This window comes from Streptomyces sp. NPDC103540 (assembly GCF_055584445.1).
In genome coordinates this window covers 453,351-467,855 of the sequence record NZ_JBVJMA010000001.1, presented here as the reverse complement: position 1 = coordinate 467,855, position 14,505 = coordinate 453,351, and the positions used below count along the sequence as shown (strand labels likewise).

At 75.0% G+C, this 14,505-nt stretch carries 15 protein-coding genes and 1 other RNA gene; 9 read left to right on the top strand and 7 right to left on the bottom strand.

The annotated features are described in order from the left end of the window. Positions 1-20 precede the first annotated feature (20 nt). Positions 21-440 (bottom strand): response regulator, encoded by a 420-nt coding sequence (locus ACZ6ZI_RS02075; protein ID WP_469514586.1) that lies wholly within the window; start codon positions 438-440, stop codon positions 21-23. Between the two features lie 299 nt (positions 441-739). On the opposite strand from ACZ6ZI_RS02075, the gene ACZ6ZI_RS02070 reads away from it, so the two are divergent. The 3 genes from ACZ6ZI_RS02070 to ACZ6ZI_RS02060 are packed head-to-tail and all read left to right on the top strand — an operon-like array spanning position 740 to position 3,673. Continuing rightward, the gene (locus ACZ6ZI_RS02070) at positions 740-1,594 is read left to right on the top strand and encodes a MaoC/PaaZ C-terminal domain-containing protein (RefSeq protein ID WP_469514585.1); all 855 of its coding nucleotides are present in this window, start codon (positions 740-742) and stop codon (positions 1,592-1,594) included. A 34-nt stretch (positions 1,595-1,628) separates the two neighbouring features. After that, a complete protein-coding gene (locus ACZ6ZI_RS02065) occupies positions 1,629-2,705 on the top strand; it encodes a Zn-dependent alcohol dehydrogenase (RefSeq protein WP_469514582.1) in 1,077 nt (358 codons plus the stop codon). A 23-nt stretch (positions 2,706-2,728) separates the two neighbouring features. After that, entirely contained in the window at positions 2,729-3,673 is a 945-nt protein-coding gene (locus ACZ6ZI_RS02060) for a 3-oxoacyl-ACP reductase (RefSeq protein ID WP_363061661.1), read from the top strand. A 56-nt stretch (positions 3,674-3,729) separates the two neighbouring features. Here the strand turns inward: ACZ6ZI_RS02060 and ACZ6ZI_RS02055 are convergent, their stop codons facing one another. Continuing rightward, positions 3,730-4,824: a hypothetical protein gene (locus tag ACZ6ZI_RS02055; protein ID WP_469514579.1), complete on the bottom strand. Its 1,095-nt coding sequence runs from the start codon at positions 4,822-4,824 to the stop codon at positions 3,730-3,732. Between the two features lie 304 nt (positions 4,825-5,128). Here ACZ6ZI_RS02055 and ACZ6ZI_RS02050 point away from each other — a divergent pair, with 304 nt between their 5' ends. The 3 genes from ACZ6ZI_RS02050 to ACZ6ZI_RS02040 are packed head-to-tail and all read left to right on the top strand — an operon-like array spanning position 5,129 to position 8,054. Next, positions 5,129-5,986 carry a Nif3-like dinuclear metal center hexameric protein gene (locus ACZ6ZI_RS02050; protein WP_469514576.1) on the top strand — a complete coding sequence of 286 codons (858 nt, stop codon included), beginning with the start codon at positions 5,129-5,131 and terminating at the stop codon, positions 5,984-5,986. Further along, on the top strand, positions 5,983-6,726 hold the full coding sequence (locus ACZ6ZI_RS02045; protein ID WP_469515790.1) for a zinc ribbon domain-containing protein: 744 nt from the start codon (positions 5,983-5,985) through the stop codon (positions 6,724-6,726). Before ACZ6ZI_RS02050 ends, ACZ6ZI_RS02045 begins: the two co-directional genes overlap by 4 nt. Continuing rightward, entirely contained in the window at positions 6,726-8,054 is a 1,329-nt protein-coding gene (locus ACZ6ZI_RS02040; RefSeq protein WP_469514573.1) for a bifunctional RNase H/acid phosphatase, read from the top strand. Before ACZ6ZI_RS02045 ends, ACZ6ZI_RS02040 begins: the two co-directional genes overlap by 1 nt. A gap of 50 nt (positions 8,055-8,104) precedes the next feature. Here ACZ6ZI_RS02040 and ACZ6ZI_RS02035 read toward each other — a convergent pair whose 3' ends face one another. Together ACZ6ZI_RS02035 and rnpB are read right to left on the bottom strand one after the other, a co-directional pair. After that, positions 8,105-8,299, bottom strand: a complete 195-nt coding sequence (locus tag ACZ6ZI_RS02035; protein WP_469514570.1) for a hypothetical protein — start codon at positions 8,297-8,299, stop codon at positions 8,105-8,107. Positions 8,300-8,370: 71 nt separating this feature from the next. Then, positions 8,371-8,772: RNase P RNA component class A (gene rnpB, locus ACZ6ZI_RS02030), an RNA gene on the bottom strand. A 77-nt stretch (positions 8,773-8,849) separates the two neighbouring features. Between rnpB and ACZ6ZI_RS02025 the strand changes: the two genes are divergently transcribed. Both ACZ6ZI_RS02025 and ACZ6ZI_RS02020 read left to right on the top strand, forming a co-directional pair. Next, positions 8,850-9,593, top strand: a complete 744-nt coding sequence (locus tag ACZ6ZI_RS02025) for a MerR family transcriptional regulator (RefSeq protein WP_469514567.1) — start codon at positions 8,850-8,852, stop codon at positions 9,591-9,593. Continuing rightward, the gene (locus ACZ6ZI_RS02020; RefSeq protein ID WP_469514564.1) at positions 9,590-10,426 is read left to right on the top strand and encodes a hypothetical protein; all 837 of its coding nucleotides are present in this window, start codon (positions 9,590-9,592) and stop codon (positions 10,424-10,426) included. The genes ACZ6ZI_RS02025 and ACZ6ZI_RS02020 overlap by 4 nt, the downstream gene beginning before the upstream one ends. A gap of 16 nt (positions 10,427-10,442) precedes the next feature. Here ACZ6ZI_RS02020 and ACZ6ZI_RS02015 read toward each other — a convergent pair whose 3' ends face one another. Then, entirely contained in the window at positions 10,443-11,885 is a 1,443-nt protein-coding gene (locus ACZ6ZI_RS02015) for an RNB domain-containing ribonuclease (protein ID WP_469514561.1), read from the bottom strand. Positions 11,886-12,052: 167 nt separating this feature from the next. On the opposite strand from ACZ6ZI_RS02015, the gene yaaA reads away from it, so the two are divergent. Further along, positions 12,053-12,856 (top strand): peroxide stress protein YaaA, encoded by an 804-nt coding sequence (gene yaaA, locus ACZ6ZI_RS02010; RefSeq protein WP_469514558.1) that lies wholly within the window; start codon positions 12,053-12,055, stop codon positions 12,854-12,856. A gap of 93 nt (positions 12,857-12,949) precedes the next feature. On the opposite strand, the gene ACZ6ZI_RS02005 is transcribed toward yaaA, so the two are convergent. Next, positions 12,950-13,699, bottom strand: a complete 750-nt coding sequence (locus tag ACZ6ZI_RS02005) for a bifunctional DNA primase/polymerase (RefSeq protein ID WP_469514555.1) — start codon at positions 13,697-13,699, stop codon at positions 12,950-12,952. A 173-nt stretch (positions 13,700-13,872) separates the two neighbouring features. Beyond that, a complete protein-coding gene (locus ACZ6ZI_RS02000; protein WP_469514552.1) occupies positions 13,873-14,496 on the bottom strand; it encodes a TetR/AcrR family transcriptional regulator in 624 nt (207 codons plus the stop codon). Between the last annotated feature and the right edge of the window lie 9 nt (positions 14,497-14,505).

The following is a 14,505-nucleotide window of genomic DNA, read 5'->3' as shown; positions in this document are numbered from 1 at the left end:
TCGCCGCGCCGGTCCGAGTCCTACGGGAGCCCTCCGCCGATCTCCGGCGGAGGGCTCCCGTGCGTACGGTGCGCGGGCCCGGTCAACGCGGGGTCCACCACCGTCTCGCCCATGGAGGCCCGCCGCAGGCAGTCGGCCAGCTCCTCCACCGGGCCGTCCCGCAGCACCAGCCCCGAGGCGCCCGCCGCCGAGGCCTCCTCCCACAGACCCGGCCGCGCCCAGCCGGCCATGACCAGCACCCGGCACTCCGGCTCCTCGGCCAGCAGCCCCGCCACCGCCTCCGGTTCCTCCACCAGGGCCACCTCCGGCCTGGCCAGGGTCGACGCGATCACCTCGATGTCCGGCTGGAGCCCGAGGCGCAGCGCCAGCGCCGGGTTCGGCGGCACCAGCAGCACGCGCAGGGATCGGGAGGTCCGGTGCGTCACGGGCATTTCGTCCATCCCGGCAGGCTAGCCGGCAGAGGCCCGTCCGTCCCGCAACGCGCCACGGTCGCCAGTGATCTGACGTGTAGTCAGGAGTCTTCCCAACTGTTGGGGGGTGCGTTATACATGGCCTTCGGTCGGCCCTAGAACGCGTTCTAGAACCGACTCCGTGGACGACCTCGGCGCGGCCGACGGTGCGGACGACCGCGCCGGGGTCTTCCCCAGGACCGTGCCCGCGACCCGCGGGCCCGCTCCGTACGCGGTCCGGTTCCACCGACCCGGGTTCCACCGAGTTCCAGACAGGGAGTAGCGTCCTCATGCCGATCGATGCCGCCAAGGCCCTCGCCGCCGAACCCCGCCAGGGAGAGATCGGCTGGGACCACAAGGACATCCAGCTCTACCACCTCGGCCTCGGCGCGGGCCTGCCCGCGACCGACCCCGACGAGCTGCGCTACACCCTGGAGTCCAAGCTCCACGTGCTCCCCAGCTTCGCGACCGTCGCCGGCGCCGGCATGGCCATGATGGGCGGGCTCGCCGCCCCCGGCATCGACGTCAACCTCGCCGCCGTCCTGCACGGCGGGCACACCATCGCGCTGCACCGGCCGATCCCCGTCCGGGGGCGGGCCACCACCACCTCCAAGGTCGCCGCCGTGTACGACAAGGGCAAGGCGGCCGTGATCGTGCTGCGCTCCGAGGTCGCGGACGCCGACGGGCCGCTGTGGACCTCCGACGCGCAGATCTTCGTCCGGGGGGAGGGCGGCTTCGGCGGCGAGCGCGGACCGTCCGCCCGCGAGGACCTGCCCGAACGCGCCCCGGACCGGATCGAGGAGCGGCGCATCCGCGACGAGCAGGCCCTCCTCTACCGGCTCTCCGGCGACTGGAACCCCCTGCACGCCGATCCCGAGTTCGCCAAGCTCGCCGGCTTCGACCGGCCCATCCTGCACGGCCTGTGCTCGTACGGGATGACCCTCAAGGCCGTCGTCGACACCGTCCTGGACGGGGACGTCTCCCGGGTCCGCTCCTACCGCACGCGCTTCGCCGGGATCGTCTTCCCCGGCGAGACGCTCCGGATGCGGATGTGGCGGGAGTCCGGCCGCGTCCTGGTCTCGGTCACCGCCGTCGAACGCGACGACGCGCCGGTCCTCGCCGACACCGTCGTCGAACACGCGTAACGCCCGCCGCCCGACCACCCCAAGGAGCCGCACCGTGCGCGCAGCACTGCAGAGCGAGATAGGTCAGGACAAGCTGGAGGTCGTCGAGGACATGGAGGCCGTGGGCTTCGGCCCCGGCAAGGTCAGGATCCGCGTCAGGGCCACCGGCCTGTGCCACTCCGACCTCTCCGCGATGAGCGGCGTACTGCCGCAGCCCGCCCCCTTCATCCCGGGCCACGAGGGCTCCGGGGAGATCGTGGACGTGGGCGACGGGGTCACCGGCCACGCCATCGGCGACCGGGTCCTCGTCTGCTGGCTGCCGCCCTGCGGCCACTGTCCCGCCTGCCGGCGAGGCCAGGGCCACCTGTGCCTGGAGGCCTTCGGGAACGTCGCCACCCCCAACTTCCGTCGCGCGTCGAGCGACATCTTCGGCTTCGCGGGCACGGGCACCTTCGCCGAGGAGATGGTCGTCCCGGCGTCCTGCGCCATCCCGATCCCCGACGACCTCCCGTACGACATCGCCGCCCTGATCGGCTGCGGGGTCACCACCGGACTGGGCGCCGCCATCAACACCGCGAAGGTGGAGGCCGGCTCCTCGGTCGCGGTCATCGGCTGCGGCGGCGTCGGGATCTCCGTCATCCAGGGCGCCAAGGTGCAGGGCGCGGCCCAGATCGTCGCCGTCGACCCCGTCTCCTCCCGGCGCGAGGCGGCGCTGCGCTTCGGGGCCACCGAGGCGGTCGCGCCGGACGCGTTCGGCGACGCCAAGAACCGGATCACCGGCGGCGAGGGCTTCGACTACGTCTTCGAGGTCGTCGGGAAGTCCGCGACCACGCAGACCGCGTACGAGATGACCCGACGCGGCGGGTCCGTCGTCGTGGTGGGCGCGGGCGCACTCGACGACAACTACTCGATCAACATGTTCTCGCTGTTCTTCGACGAGAAGAAGATCCTGCCGTCGATGTACGGCGGCGGGGACGTGCTCCGCTCCTACGAGCGCACCATCGCCCTGTGGCGGGCCGGCCGGGTGGACCTCGCCGGCCTGATCACCCACCGGGTCTCGCTCGCCGAGATCAACGACGCCCTCGACCAGATGCGTACGGGCACGGCCCTGCGCACCTGCATCGAACTCTGACCGCTTCGAGAGGAACGCCGAGCATGTCACTGCCACTTGAGGGGCTCAGCGCCATCGTGACCGGAGCCGGCCGCGGTCTCGGCCGGGCGGAGGCGATCGAACTCGCCCGGCTGGGTGCGAGCGTGGTCGTCAACGACTTCGGTCAGAGCGGCCGTGACGGCTCGGGGGAGGCCTCGGCCGCCCCGGCCGAGGCCGTCGCCGAGGAGATCCGCGCTGCGGGCGGGCAGGCGGTGGCCCACCTGGGCGACGTGGCCGACTTCGAGCAGGCGCGGGAACTGGTCGCCCTGGCCGTGGACCGCTTCGGGAAGCTGGACGTCCTCGTGAACAACGCGGGGATCCTGCGCGACCGGATGGTCTTCTCGATGTCGGAGGACGAGTGGGACTCGGTGATCCGGGTCCACCTCAAGGGTCACTTCAACACCACGCACTTCGCCTCCGCGCACTGGCGGGAACGGTCCAAGGCGGCGGGCGGCCCGGTCTACGGCCGGATCGTGAACACCTCCTCGGAGGCCTTCCTCGGCGGTTCCGCGGGCCAGCCCAACTACGCGGCGGCCAAGGGCGGCATCGTCGGCCTGACCACCTCGACCGCCCTGGCCCTGGCCAAGTACGGGGTCACGGCCAACGCGATCTGCCCGCGCGCCCGCACCCGGATGACCGAGGACGTCTTCGCGGGCTTCCAGGTCCCCGAGGAGGGCCGGCTCGACGCCCTCGCCCCCGAGCACGTGGCCCCGCTGGTCGGCTACCTGGCCTCGCCGGCCTCGGCCAAGGCCAACGGGCAGCTGTTCGTGGTCCACGGCGGGATCGTGGTGGTGATGGAGCGTCCCAGGGTGGCGGCCAAGTTCGACACCACGAAGGAGGCGTTCTCGTACCAGGAGCTGGACGAGGTGCTCAGCGCCCACTACGACGGCCGCCCCCCGAACGAGACCTTCGCGGCGGCCGAGGTCCTGGGCCTCAGGCACGGCGGCTGAACCCCGCCCCGCCCGCCCCTCCGGCCCGCCGGCCGGCCCGTTCCGGTCCGCGACCCTCAGCCCAGCGGTGCCTGCTGCAACGGGACCGGGCGGACCGGGTCGGGGGCCGGGGGTTCCGGACGGACCGCCGCGGGCGGCGCCGCGGGCGGGGCCGCGGGCCGGCTCAGGCCCACGAGCCCGCAGGGCACGTCCGGGGTGGCGTACGGCAGGTGCAGGCGGCCCTCCGCGCTCCACAGCCCGGTGCCGAGCCAGCCGACCGGCGCGCCGAGCCGGAAGACGTACCGGTCGGCGGGGCTCCACAGGGCGAGCCCGGACGCCCCCACGCGCAGGGCGACCCCGCAGGTCTCCGGCATCAGCACCTGGCCCGGCTGGACGGCGAAGGGGTGCGCGTCCTCGATGCGCAGGCACTCGGGGAAGCGCACCGGGCGGGCGCTGCCGAGGACGCCCCAGCCGAGCCGGTCCTCACCCGGGGCGTTCGAGCGGATCATCAGCAGTCCGCTGTCGGGGTCGGCCAGCAGCAGGCGGTCGTCGCTGTCCTCGGCGATCTGGAGCAGCGGGGTGACCTCGCCGCCCCGGTCCAGGTCCACGGCCACGGCCTTCGTGCGGCCCTCGTGCTCGTGGTCCAGCGCCAGCAGACGACCCGTCCGATCCAGCCAGACCCCGCCGGAGCAGCGGCCGGGCAGGGTGGCGACCGGTTCGGGGCCGGAGCCGGAGGGGCCCCCGGCGACCCGCCAGACGGTGCTCCCCCCGTCTTCCACCGTCAGGGCGTGGGCCCCGCTCCCGTCGGGTGACGGCGGCAGCAGGCGGACCCGCAGTCCCTCGCGCGCCCCGATCCCGCCGAGCGGGCGTTCCCCGGTGCGCGGGCCGCCGGCCGCGCCGCCCGAGGGGTACAGCAGGGCGAAGGCGTGCCGGTCGGCCACCCGGCGGTGGATCAGCACCCGACCGTCCGCGAGCGGCAGCACCTCGCTGTCCGCCTCCTCCGGCTGCGCCGAGGGCAGCGGCACCGCGTACGGCTCCGGCCCGCCGAGCGTCCAGCGCTCGGGGTAGCGCGCGTCGCCGACCCCGGCCAGCCGCGCGGCGTAGGCCCCGTCGGCGGCGATCGTGAACGGGGCGGTGGTCGTCGTCTCGATCTCGGTGGCACAGACAGTCATCCGGGCCGTCACCTCCGGGGAGGAAGCTAGTTTTCGCCCTTCCCGCCGAACAACACGACCTCACAGGCTTCACACGTAAGGGTGGCCACGCGGCGGTTCGGCTGTGGGGGAGCGCGCGATTGTGCTGTTGCATATCGGGGCGTTTGGGATGTGGTCCCGGCCGGGGCCGCCCCGCTCGCACGGTCGTTCGCCCGTCCGCTCCCGGATCCGGCCCGCGGGACCGGGGCGCGGTGGCCGGCCGGGGCCGACCGGGGGCCGGCCGGGGGGCAGGCCGGGCGGTCGCCACGGACGGTAGCCTTGGCCTGTGCCCCGTCTCAATGAAGTGATCGCAGCGCTGGACGCCCTCTGGCCCCCCTCGCGGGCCGAGCAGTGGGACGCCGTCGGCACCGTCTGCGGCGACCCCGACGCCGAGGTCTCCCGCGTGCTGTTCGCCGTGGACCCGGTCCAGGACGTCGTCGACGAGGCCGTGAAGCTGGGCGCCGACCTGGTCGTCACCCACCACCCCCTCTACCTGCGCGGCACCACCACCGTGGAGGCGGGCACCTTCAAGGGCCGCGTCGTGCACACGCTGATCAAGAACGACATCGCGCTGCACGTCGCCCACACCAACGCCGACACGGCCGACCCGGGTGTCTCCGACGCCCTCGCCGGCGCCCTCGACCTGCGCGTGGTCGGCCCCCTCGTGCCCGACCCCACCGACCCGGCGGGCCGCCGGGGCCTCGGCCGGATCTGCGAGCTGGACCACCCCGAGACCCTGCGCGAGTTCGCCGCCCGCGCCGCCGCCCGGCTGCCGCGCACCGCGCAGGGCATCCGCGCGGCCGGCGACCCCGACGCCCCGATCCGTACGGTCGCGGTGAGCGGCGGCTCCGGCGACAGCCTCTTCGAGCGGGTCCGTGCCGCCGGCGTGGACGCGTTCCTCACCGCGGACCTGCGCCACCACCCGGTGTCCGAGGCCCGCGAGCAGAGCCCGCTCGCCCTCGTCGACGCCGCCCACTGGGCCACGGAATGGCCCTGGTGCGAGCAGGCCGCCGCCCAGCTCGACGCGATCTCCGAGCGCCACGGCTGGGGTCTGCGGACCCACGTCTCGCGCACGGTCACCGACCCCTGGACGGCGCACGCGCCGTCCGTCACTCCCCCTTCTCACTCAGGAGCCCCCAACTGAACGCCGAGCCCGCCGACCAGATCCGACTCCTCGACGTCCAGGCCCTGGACGTCCGGCTGTCTCAGCTCGCCCACAAGCGCAAGTCGCTGCCGGAGCACGCCGAGGTCGACTCCCTGACCAAGGACCTCTCCCAGCAGCGCGACCTCCTCGTCGCCGCCCAGACCCAGGCCAGCGACGCGGCCCGCGAGCAGACCAAGGCGGAGCAGGACGTCGACCAGGTGCGTCAGCGCGCGGCCCGCGACCAGCAGCGCCTGGACACCGGCGTGGGCATCTCGGCCCGGGACCTGGCGAACCTCCAGAGCGAGGTCGTCTCCCTCGCCAAGCGGCAGGGCGACCTGGAGGACGTGGTCCTGGAGGTCATGGAGCGCCTGGAGTCCGCCCAGGAGCGGGTCACCGAGCTGACCGGGCGCGTCTCCGCGCTGGAGGCCAAGCTCGCCGACGCCGGCTCCCGCCGCGACGCCGCGACCGGCGAACTCGACGCCGAGGCCGCGAAGATCGCCAAGGACCGCGAGGTCATCGTCGCGTCCATGCCCGCCGACCTGATGGGCCTGTACGAGAAGATCCGCGCCAAGCAGGGCGGCGTCGGCGCCGCGCGCCTGTACCAGCGCCGCTGCGAGGGCTGCCGCCTGGAGCTCGACATGGCCGAGGTCAACGAGATCAAGGGCGCCGCCGTCAACCAGGTCGTCCGCCACGAGAACTGCGGCCGCATCCTGGTCCGCGCGGCGGACTCGGGCATCTGATGCCCCGCTTCGTCGTAGAGGCGGACGGCGGCTCCCGGGGCAACCCGGGGCCCGCCGGCTACGGCGCGGTCGTCCTCGACCCGGCCACGGGCGAGACGCTCGCGGAGCGCGCCGAGTTCATCGGCGTCGCGACGAACAACGTCGCCGAGTACAAGGGCCTGATCGCCGGCCTCAAGGCCGCCCGCGAACTGGCGCCGGACGCCGTCGTCCAGGTCCGCATGGACTCCAAGCTGGTCGTGGAGCAGATGTCGGGCCGCTGGAAGATCAAGCACCCGGACATGAAGCCGCTCGCGGCCGAGGCGGCGAAGATCCTCCCGCGCGCGCAGGTCACCTACGAGTGGATCCCGCGCGAGCGCAACAAGCACGCAGACCGGCTCGCCAACGAGGCGATGGACGCGGGCCGCCAGGGCCGGCAGTGGGAGCCGTCGGCCTCCTCGGCCGCGCTCGCCGCCGGACCGCCGGTCCCCGCCGGACCGCCCGGGGACGCCGCGGCCGGGGCCGCCGCCGTCCGCGCCGCCCTCGCGGGTCGCGGGGCCGACGCGCGGGCCGCCCGCGGCGTCGCCGCCGAACCGGCCGCCGCGGACACCCTGTTCGCCGGCGCGGCCGTCCTCACGGAGACCGCCGCGCCCGCCGCGGCGCCCGTCTCCGAGGCGGCCTCCGGCGCGCCCGCCCCGGCCGGCGGCACCGGCTGGGGCCCCGACACGGGGGCGCCCGCCACGTTCGTGCTGCTGCGGCACGGCGAGACCGCCCTCACCCCGCAGAAGCGCTTCTCCGGCAGCGGGGGCACCGACCCGGAGCTGTCACCGGCCGGCCGCCGCCAGGCCGCCGCCGTCGCCGAGGCCCTGGCCGCGCGGGGCACCGTGCAGGCCGTCGTCACCTCCCCGCTGCGCCGCTGCCGGGAGACCGCCCAGGCCGTCGCGGACCGGCTCGGACTGCCGGTCACCGTCGAAGAGGGCCTGCGCGAGACGGACTTCGGCGCCTGGGAGGGACTGACCTTCGCCGAGGTACGGGAACGCTTCCCCGACGACCTTCAGGCGTGGCTGGACTCCCCGAAGGCGGCCCCCACGGGCGGCGGCGAGAGCTTCGCCGCCGTCACCCGCCGGGTCGGCGCCACCCGCGACCGCCTGGTCGCCGCGCACGCGGGCCGCACGGTCCTGTTGGTCACGCACGTGACCCCGGTCAAGACCCTGGTCCGCCTCGCCCTCGGCGCCCCGCCGGAGTCCCTGTTCAAGATGGAGCTCTCGGCCGCCTCCCTGTCGGCGGTGGCCTACTACGCCGACGGCAACGCCTCGCTGCGCCTCCTCAACGACACGTCCCACCTGCGCTGACCGCCCGGCCCGGGGCCCCGGGCCCCGGGCCCCGGGCCGGCGGGCACGCCTCACTCGTCGCCGCCGCTGTCGCCCCCACCCAGGCCCCGGCGGCGCGACTTCGCCGCGCCGCGCGCCAGGGAGCCCACGGCCAGGGTGATCCGCGCGACGACGCGGACCCAGCGCGGTCCCCCGCGCTCCGCCCACACCACGCACGCCGCGCCGCCGACCGCGAGCGCCAACAGGAACCCCAACAGAACGCTCATGTCCCACCTCGGTATCGGGCCCGTGATGCACGAGTGCCCCGGACCGAGCGAGTCGATCCGGGGCGGTACGGCAGACGAGCCGGCCTGTACGCCGGGTTCTGTCGCCCGGTGACCTCGCGGTCGCCGGGGAGACGGCCATCCATCTAGGACCGGCGTTGCCACCGGCCTCGTGCGGTCTACCCGCGAACTCGGGCGGGCAGCCCTCGATCGTCCGCGCAGACCCGTCCGGGGACGGATCCTCTTGACCTTGCTCCGGGTGGGGTTTACCTAGCCGCCTGAGTCACCTCAGGCGCTGGTGGTCTCTTACACCACCGTTTCACCCTTACCGAGGACCGAGGTCCCCGGCGGTCTGTTTTCTGTGGCACTGTCCCGCGGGTCACCCCGGGTGGGCGTTACCCACCACCCTGCCCTGTGGAGCCCGGACGTTCCTCGGCGGGATCCGGGGACCCCGACGCGGCCGCCCGGCCGACTCGTCTGTCGTGCCGACCATGCTACCCGGCCCTCCGAGGCGGCTTGACCTTGACGCAGCGGCAGGGTTTCTACTGGGCGCATGCGGATCGGAGAGATCGCCGCGCTGGTCGGGCTCACCACCCGGGCCATCCGGCACTACCACCATGTCGGGCTGCTCCCGGAACCGGAGCGGCGCCCCAACGGATACCGGGCCTACGGCGTGCGCGACGCCGTCCTGTTGGCTCGGGTGCGCCGGCTGACCGAGCTGGGCCTGAGCCTCGACGAGGTGCGCGACGTGCTCGCCGAGGACGCGGGGCGCGACCTGGCCGACGTACTGGAGGAGCTCGACGCCGACCTCGCCCGGCAGCAGGCCGAGCTGGCCGAACGCCGACGCCGGCTCGCCGTGCTGCTCGCCGCCGGGCCCGGGGACGGCGAGTTCGTCCCGCCCGCGCTCGCCGCCCTGTTCGCCCAGGCCCCGCCCACCGACTCGCCGTCCGCCGCGAAGGACCGCGAGCACCTGACGCTCCTCGACGCCACCGGCGCCGCCGGTGAGGAGCTCTACGCCCTCCTTGGACCGCTCGCCGCCGACCCCGCCGTCCTCGCGCTCTACGAACGGCTCGACGCGCTGGCCGACGCCCCCGTCGACGACCCCCGCATCGGCCCGCTGGCGGCCGAACTGGTGGCCGCCGTCCCCGCCGAACTCATCGCCGCGCTCCGCACCGACACCGGCCCGCCCATGGTCGCCGAGGGGTTCAAGGAGGCGTTGCTCGCCGACTACGCCCCCGCCCAGGCGCGGGTCGTCGCCCTGGTGATGGAGGCGTTCACGACCGGGGGCCCGGAGTGAGCGCCCTCCGCGCGGCCCGCTGGGCGGCCGCCGCCGTGATCCCGGGCGAACTGGTCCTCGTCCTGTGCCTGGCGGCCGGGGTCGAGCCGCCCGGCCGGGTGGTCCTCGTCGCCGAGGCGCTGGTGCTCGGCGTGCTGCTGCTGGAGGCCTGGACCCTGCGCTCCCTGTACGCCGCCGCCCGCGCCCGGGGCGCCCCTTCGCGCGAGGCCCGCGCCGAGGCGGTACGGGCCGTGGTGCCGGTGGCGGCACGCCGCCTGCTGGCGCACGAGCTGCGGGCCGGGGCCTCCCTCGGCCGCTGGGTGCTGCGCCGCCACCCGCACGGGGTGCGGCCCGGGGACCTCGCCGCCGCCTACACCGGACCGCAGACCGCCATGATGTACGGGTTCGTGTTCGTGTCGCTGATCGAGACGGTCGCCCTGGCCGTGCTGATCCCCTGGCCCGCCGTCCACCGCGTGGTGCTCGTCCTCGACGTGTACGGGGTGGTGCTGCTCCTCGCCCTGCACGCCGCCTGCGTGACCCGCCCGCACGTGCTGCGGCCCGACGGGACGCTGCGCGTGCGCTACGGCGCCCTGTTCGACCTGACCGTCCCGCCGGACGCGGTGGCCTCGGTCCGGGTGGACCGCCGCTACCCGGAGGGGCGCCTGGTCAGCCTGTCCGAGGACGGGGTGCTCGACCTGATCGTGGGAAGCCAGACGACGGTGACCCTGGAGCTCACCGGGCCGCTGGAGTTCCGCAGGCCGCTCGGCGCCCGCGCCGAGGCCCGTACGATCCGCTTCCACGCCGACGACCCCCGCGCACTGGTCGACGCGCTGCGCGCGAGCGCGGCGCGGTAGCGCCGTTCAGCGCCGTTCAGACCGTGGCGAAAAGGATCTTCGCGGTGCCCGGGTCGGCGTGGGTCAGCCGGACCCGGACGCGGTCGCCGAGCGGGAGGTCGGCCCCGGCGGACTCGACGCGGCCGACCACCGCCGGCTCCTCCAGGTGGACGGTGCCGACGCGGGGCTCGTGCTCCTTGACCTCGATGACCGTCGCCTCGAAGGTCTCGCCGACGTGGTCCCGCAACAGGGCCGCCTCGACGAGGTCCACGCACTCCCGCTCCACCGTGTTGGCCAGCCGGCCGCCCTCGGCCATCTCGCGCGGCAGCGCCTCCAACGCCGACGTCACCCACGACGGGGGCGCGGTCCCCGCCACCGCCGCCAGGCACAGTTCGCCGGTGTGGCGGTCGACGAGCCGCCGCAGCGGTGCCGTGCAGTGCGCGTACGGGGCCGCGACCGCCGCGTGCAGCGCCGGGTCCGGGAGCCGGCCGTCGGTGAACACGGTGTACCCGGCGCCGCGCAGCAGGGCGGTGCACTCCTGGAGGAACGCGGCGTGCGCCGGCAGCCGGGGGTCCAGGGAGCGCACGAGGGCCGCGTACGGGACGTGGTGCGGCCAGTCGATCCGCAGGGCCTTCGCCGCCCGCCGCAGCCGGCCCACCGCGCCGTCGGGGGCGGCGGGCAGGGTGCGCAGCACGCCGGTGCCCGAGGCGAGCATGAGGTCGGCGGCGGCCATCCCGGTCATCAGGGAGATCTGCGCGTTCCAGCCGTCGGCGGGGAGCGGGGCCCGGTAGGCCAGGCTGTAGTGGCCGTCCCGTTCGACGACCTCCTGCTCGGGGACGTCCAGGGAGACGCCGCCGCGTTCGGCCTCCAGGGCCTCGCGCAGGGTGCCGACGTCCTTGAGGAGGGCCAGGGGTTCCTCGGCGGTACCGGTGTCGATGGCCTTCTGGACGCCCTCGTAGTCCAGCCGGGCCCGGCTGCGCACCAGCGCCCGGCGGACGTCGGTGTGCTCGACGCGGCCGTCCGCGTCGAGGTCGAGGCGCCACAGGAGCGCGGGACGGGTCCGGTCCGGGAGCAGGCTGGCCGCGTCCTCCGAGAGCACGGTCGGGTGCAGGGGCACCTTCCCGTCGGGGAAGTAGAGGGTGGTGACCCGCCGGTGCGCCTCGCGGTCGAGGGGGCCGCCGGGGGTGACGAACGCGGCGACGTCGGCGATGGCGTAGTGCACGCGGTAGCCGCCGCCGGGCCGCACGGCCAGGTGCATGGCCTGGTCGAGGTCGACGGAGCCCGGCGGGTCGATGGTGAACAGGGGCAGGTCGGTGGCGTCCGCGGAGGGCGTTCGGGGAGCGGCCGCCGCCCGCTCCGCCTCGGCGAGGACCTCGGGCGGGAAGTCGAGCGGTACGCCCAGGCGCGTGCGCAGGTCACGCAGCGCGGACCGCAGGGCAGCGCCTTCTGCGCCGGTCATGTGCATGTGGCGGCGTGGCATGGGTCGAGCGTAGGCCGTTCCCGGGCGATTCGCCGGGAAGGTCCCCCGGTGCCCGGTGGGGAGGGCTCGGGCGCGGTGGGCGGCCGGCGGGGCGCGGCACGCCGTCTACCCTGGCTACGGGGCCGCACCCCTCGCTCCGTGTACCGCCGCGTTGAAGGAGAACCACCGTGCTCGTGCTGCTGCCGCCCTCCGAGGGAAAGGCCGCCGGCGGCTCCGGCGCACCGCTGGAGCTCGACTCCCTGTCCCTGCCGGGTCTGACGGACGCGCGCGCGACCGTCCTCGCGGAACTCGTCGAGCTGTGCGGGGCCGACGAGACGAAGGCGCGCGAGGTGCTGGGCATCGGCGAGGGGCTGCGCGCGGAGGTCGCGAAGAACGCGGCGCTGCGGACCGCTCCCGCCCGCGCCGCCGGGGAGATCTACACCGGTGTGCTGTACGACGCCCTGGACCTGGCGGGCCTGCCCGCGCCGGCGCGGGCCGCGGCCGACCGCTCGCTGATGGTCTTCTCCGGGCTGTGGGGCGCGGTGCGCGTGACGGACCGGATCCCCTCGTACCGGCTCTCGATGGGGGTCAAGCTGCCGGCGCTCGGCGCGCTGGGGGCGTACTGGCGGGGTCCGATGGCCGAGGTGATGCCCGAGGCGGCGGGCGACGGGCTGGTGCTGGACCTGCGGTCCTCGGCGTACGGGGCGGCGTGGAAGCCGAAGGGCGAGGTCGCCGGGCGGACGGCCACGGTGCGGGTGCTGCACGCGCAGATCGTGGACGGGGTGGAGAAGCGCTCGGTGGTGAGCCACTTCAACAAGGCCACGAAGGGCCGTCTGGTACGGGACCTGCTGCTCGCCGGGGCCGCGCCGCGCACCCCGGAGGAGCTGGTCACGGCCCTGCGGGACCTGGGCTACCTGGTGGAGGCCGAGGCCCCGGCGGGCAGGGGCGTCAAGCCGTGGTCCCTCGACGTGGTGGTGTCGCAGATCCACTGAGGCCCGGGGCCCGGGGCCCCGCTCCATCGGCCCCGGACCTCCCGGTCCCGGGGGCCGGGTGGGCCGCCGGGGGCCCCGCCCCCGGCAGCCGGGTCAGCGGCCCAGGGGCCAGGCGACCGCCGCCGGGGTCTGGGGTGTGCTGCCCGCGTACCGGGCGCAGGCGTCGGTGAGGGTTTCCAGCAGCGTCAGCGGGTCCGGGAGGGCGTGGCGCATGTCGCGCAGCCAGCTCACCGTGAAGTCGCCCGGCAGCATCGCCGGGGGGAGCAGGACGTAGCTGCCGCGGCAGTGCCAGCGCAGGCCGGGGTGTTCGTCCATCGTCTCGGGGTGGCAGTCCAGTTCGCAGGGCCACCACTCGTCCTCGTCCTCGGGGGTGCCCCGGGTCGCGGTGAAGAAGAGCATCCGGGCCTGGTCGCCCGTACCGCCGGACTCGGCGACGGGTCCGACTTCGATCCCGGCGGCCAGCAGGCGTTCCAGCGCGGCGCGGCCGGCTTCCAGCGGGACGTCCAGGACGTCGTGGACCATGCCGGTCGCGGTGATGAAGTTGGCCTGGGGCTGGTTGCGCGCCCAGCGTTCGATCTGCGCGCGGTCGGTGGTCGACTGCGTCTGCCAGGCGAAGGAGACGGGGTGGCGCGCGGGGGTGGGGCAGCCGATGCGGTCGCACGAACATCGGTAGCCGGCGGGATGGGCCGCGGGGGAGATCGGGAGGCCGGCGGCGGCCACCTCCAGGAGGAGGGCCTCGCGCAGCCCGGCGGGGTCTTCGGCGACGGGTTTCGAGCGGCGGCGCAGCCACTGGGAAATCCTGCTCTGCTCGCCGCGTTTGACGCGGCCGGACTCAGACCCCATCTATCCCCTCACCTCACCGTTGCCCCGGCAGACCATTCCATGGTCCCACCATCCTGAGCCCCGGGTGACCGCACCCCCCAATCGGGGTACCCGATTCCGGATCGCCACATAACCGAAGAACTCGGCCATATGTTCTCGGCCACCCAGGGGCCACCCGCCGTCTTCCCGCCGTCTCATCGGGACTCGGTGACTTTTCCCACCCCGCTCACGCCGGCCAGGACGCCGTCCACGAGCGCGTCCGCGAACGCGTGGGTCAGCGGACCGGTCCGCAGCAGCCACCGGTACGTCAGGGGGCCCACCAGCATCTCCACCACCAGACGCAGATCCGCGTCCGCCGTGAGGAGGCCGGCGTCCCGCGCCGTGCGCAGACGGGCCTCGTAGAGCGCGAGCTGCGGCTCCAGCAGCCGCTCGGTGAACCGCGCCCCGAGCTCCGGGTCGGTGGCCCCGGCGGCGGTCAGGGCGCGCGCGGGGGCGGCGTACTTCTCGTCGGCGAACTCGTCCACGGTGGCCCGCATCACGGTCTTCAGGTCGGCGGCGAGGTCCCCGGTGTCGGGGAAGCCCGTCCAGCCGCCGTCCGTCTCGGCGTCCCCGGCCAGGGCCAGCGAGGCGTCGAGCAGCACGGCCGCCTTCGAGGGCCACCACCGGTAGATGGTCTGCTTGCCCACGCCCGCGCGGGCGGCGATCGCCTCGATGGTCAGCTTGTTGTAGCCGACCTCCCCGACCAGGGCGAGGGCGGCCTCGAGGATCGCGCGGCGGGACCGGTCGCTGCGGCGGGTGGCGTCGGGAGACTTGTTCATGCGACCAGT

Coding starts and splice junctions, on each gene's coding strand:
- ACZ6ZI_RS02005 (WP_469514555.1), bottom strand. CDS start 13,699: ATGGGGTCTGAGTCCGGCCGCGTCAAACGCGGCGAGCAGAGCAGGATT.
- ACZ6ZI_RS02070 (WP_469514585.1), top strand. CDS start 740: ATGCCGATCGATGCCGCCAAGGCCCTCGCCGCCGAACCCCGCCAGGGA.
- ACZ6ZI_RS02035 (WP_469514570.1), bottom strand. CDS start 8,299: ATGAGCGTTCTGTTGGGGTTCCTGTTGGCGCTCGCGGTCGGCGGCGCG.
- ACZ6ZI_RS02025 (WP_469514567.1), top strand. CDS start 8,850: ATGCGGATCGGAGAGATCGCCGCGCTGGTCGGGCTCACCACCCGGGCC.
- ACZ6ZI_RS02075 (WP_469514586.1), bottom strand. CDS start 440: ATGGACGAAATGCCCGTGACGCACCGGACCTCCCGATCCCTGCGCGTG.
- ACZ6ZI_RS02000 (WP_469514552.1), bottom strand. CDS start 14,496: ATGAACAAGTCTCCCGACGCCACCCGCCGCAGCGACCGGTCCCGCCGC.
- ACZ6ZI_RS02015 (WP_469514561.1), bottom strand. CDS start 11,885: ATGCCACGCCGCCACATGCACATGACCGGCGCAGAAGGCGCTGCCCTG.
- ACZ6ZI_RS02040 (WP_469514573.1), top strand. CDS start 6,726: ATGCCCCGCTTCGTCGTAGAGGCGGACGGCGGCTCCCGGGGCAACCCG.
- ACZ6ZI_RS02055 (WP_469514579.1), bottom strand. CDS start 4,824: ATGACTGTCTGTGCCACCGAGATCGAGACGACGACCACCGCCCCGTTC.
- ACZ6ZI_RS02060 (WP_363061661.1), top strand. CDS start 2,729: ATGTCACTGCCACTTGAGGGGCTCAGCGCCATCGTGACCGGAGCCGGC.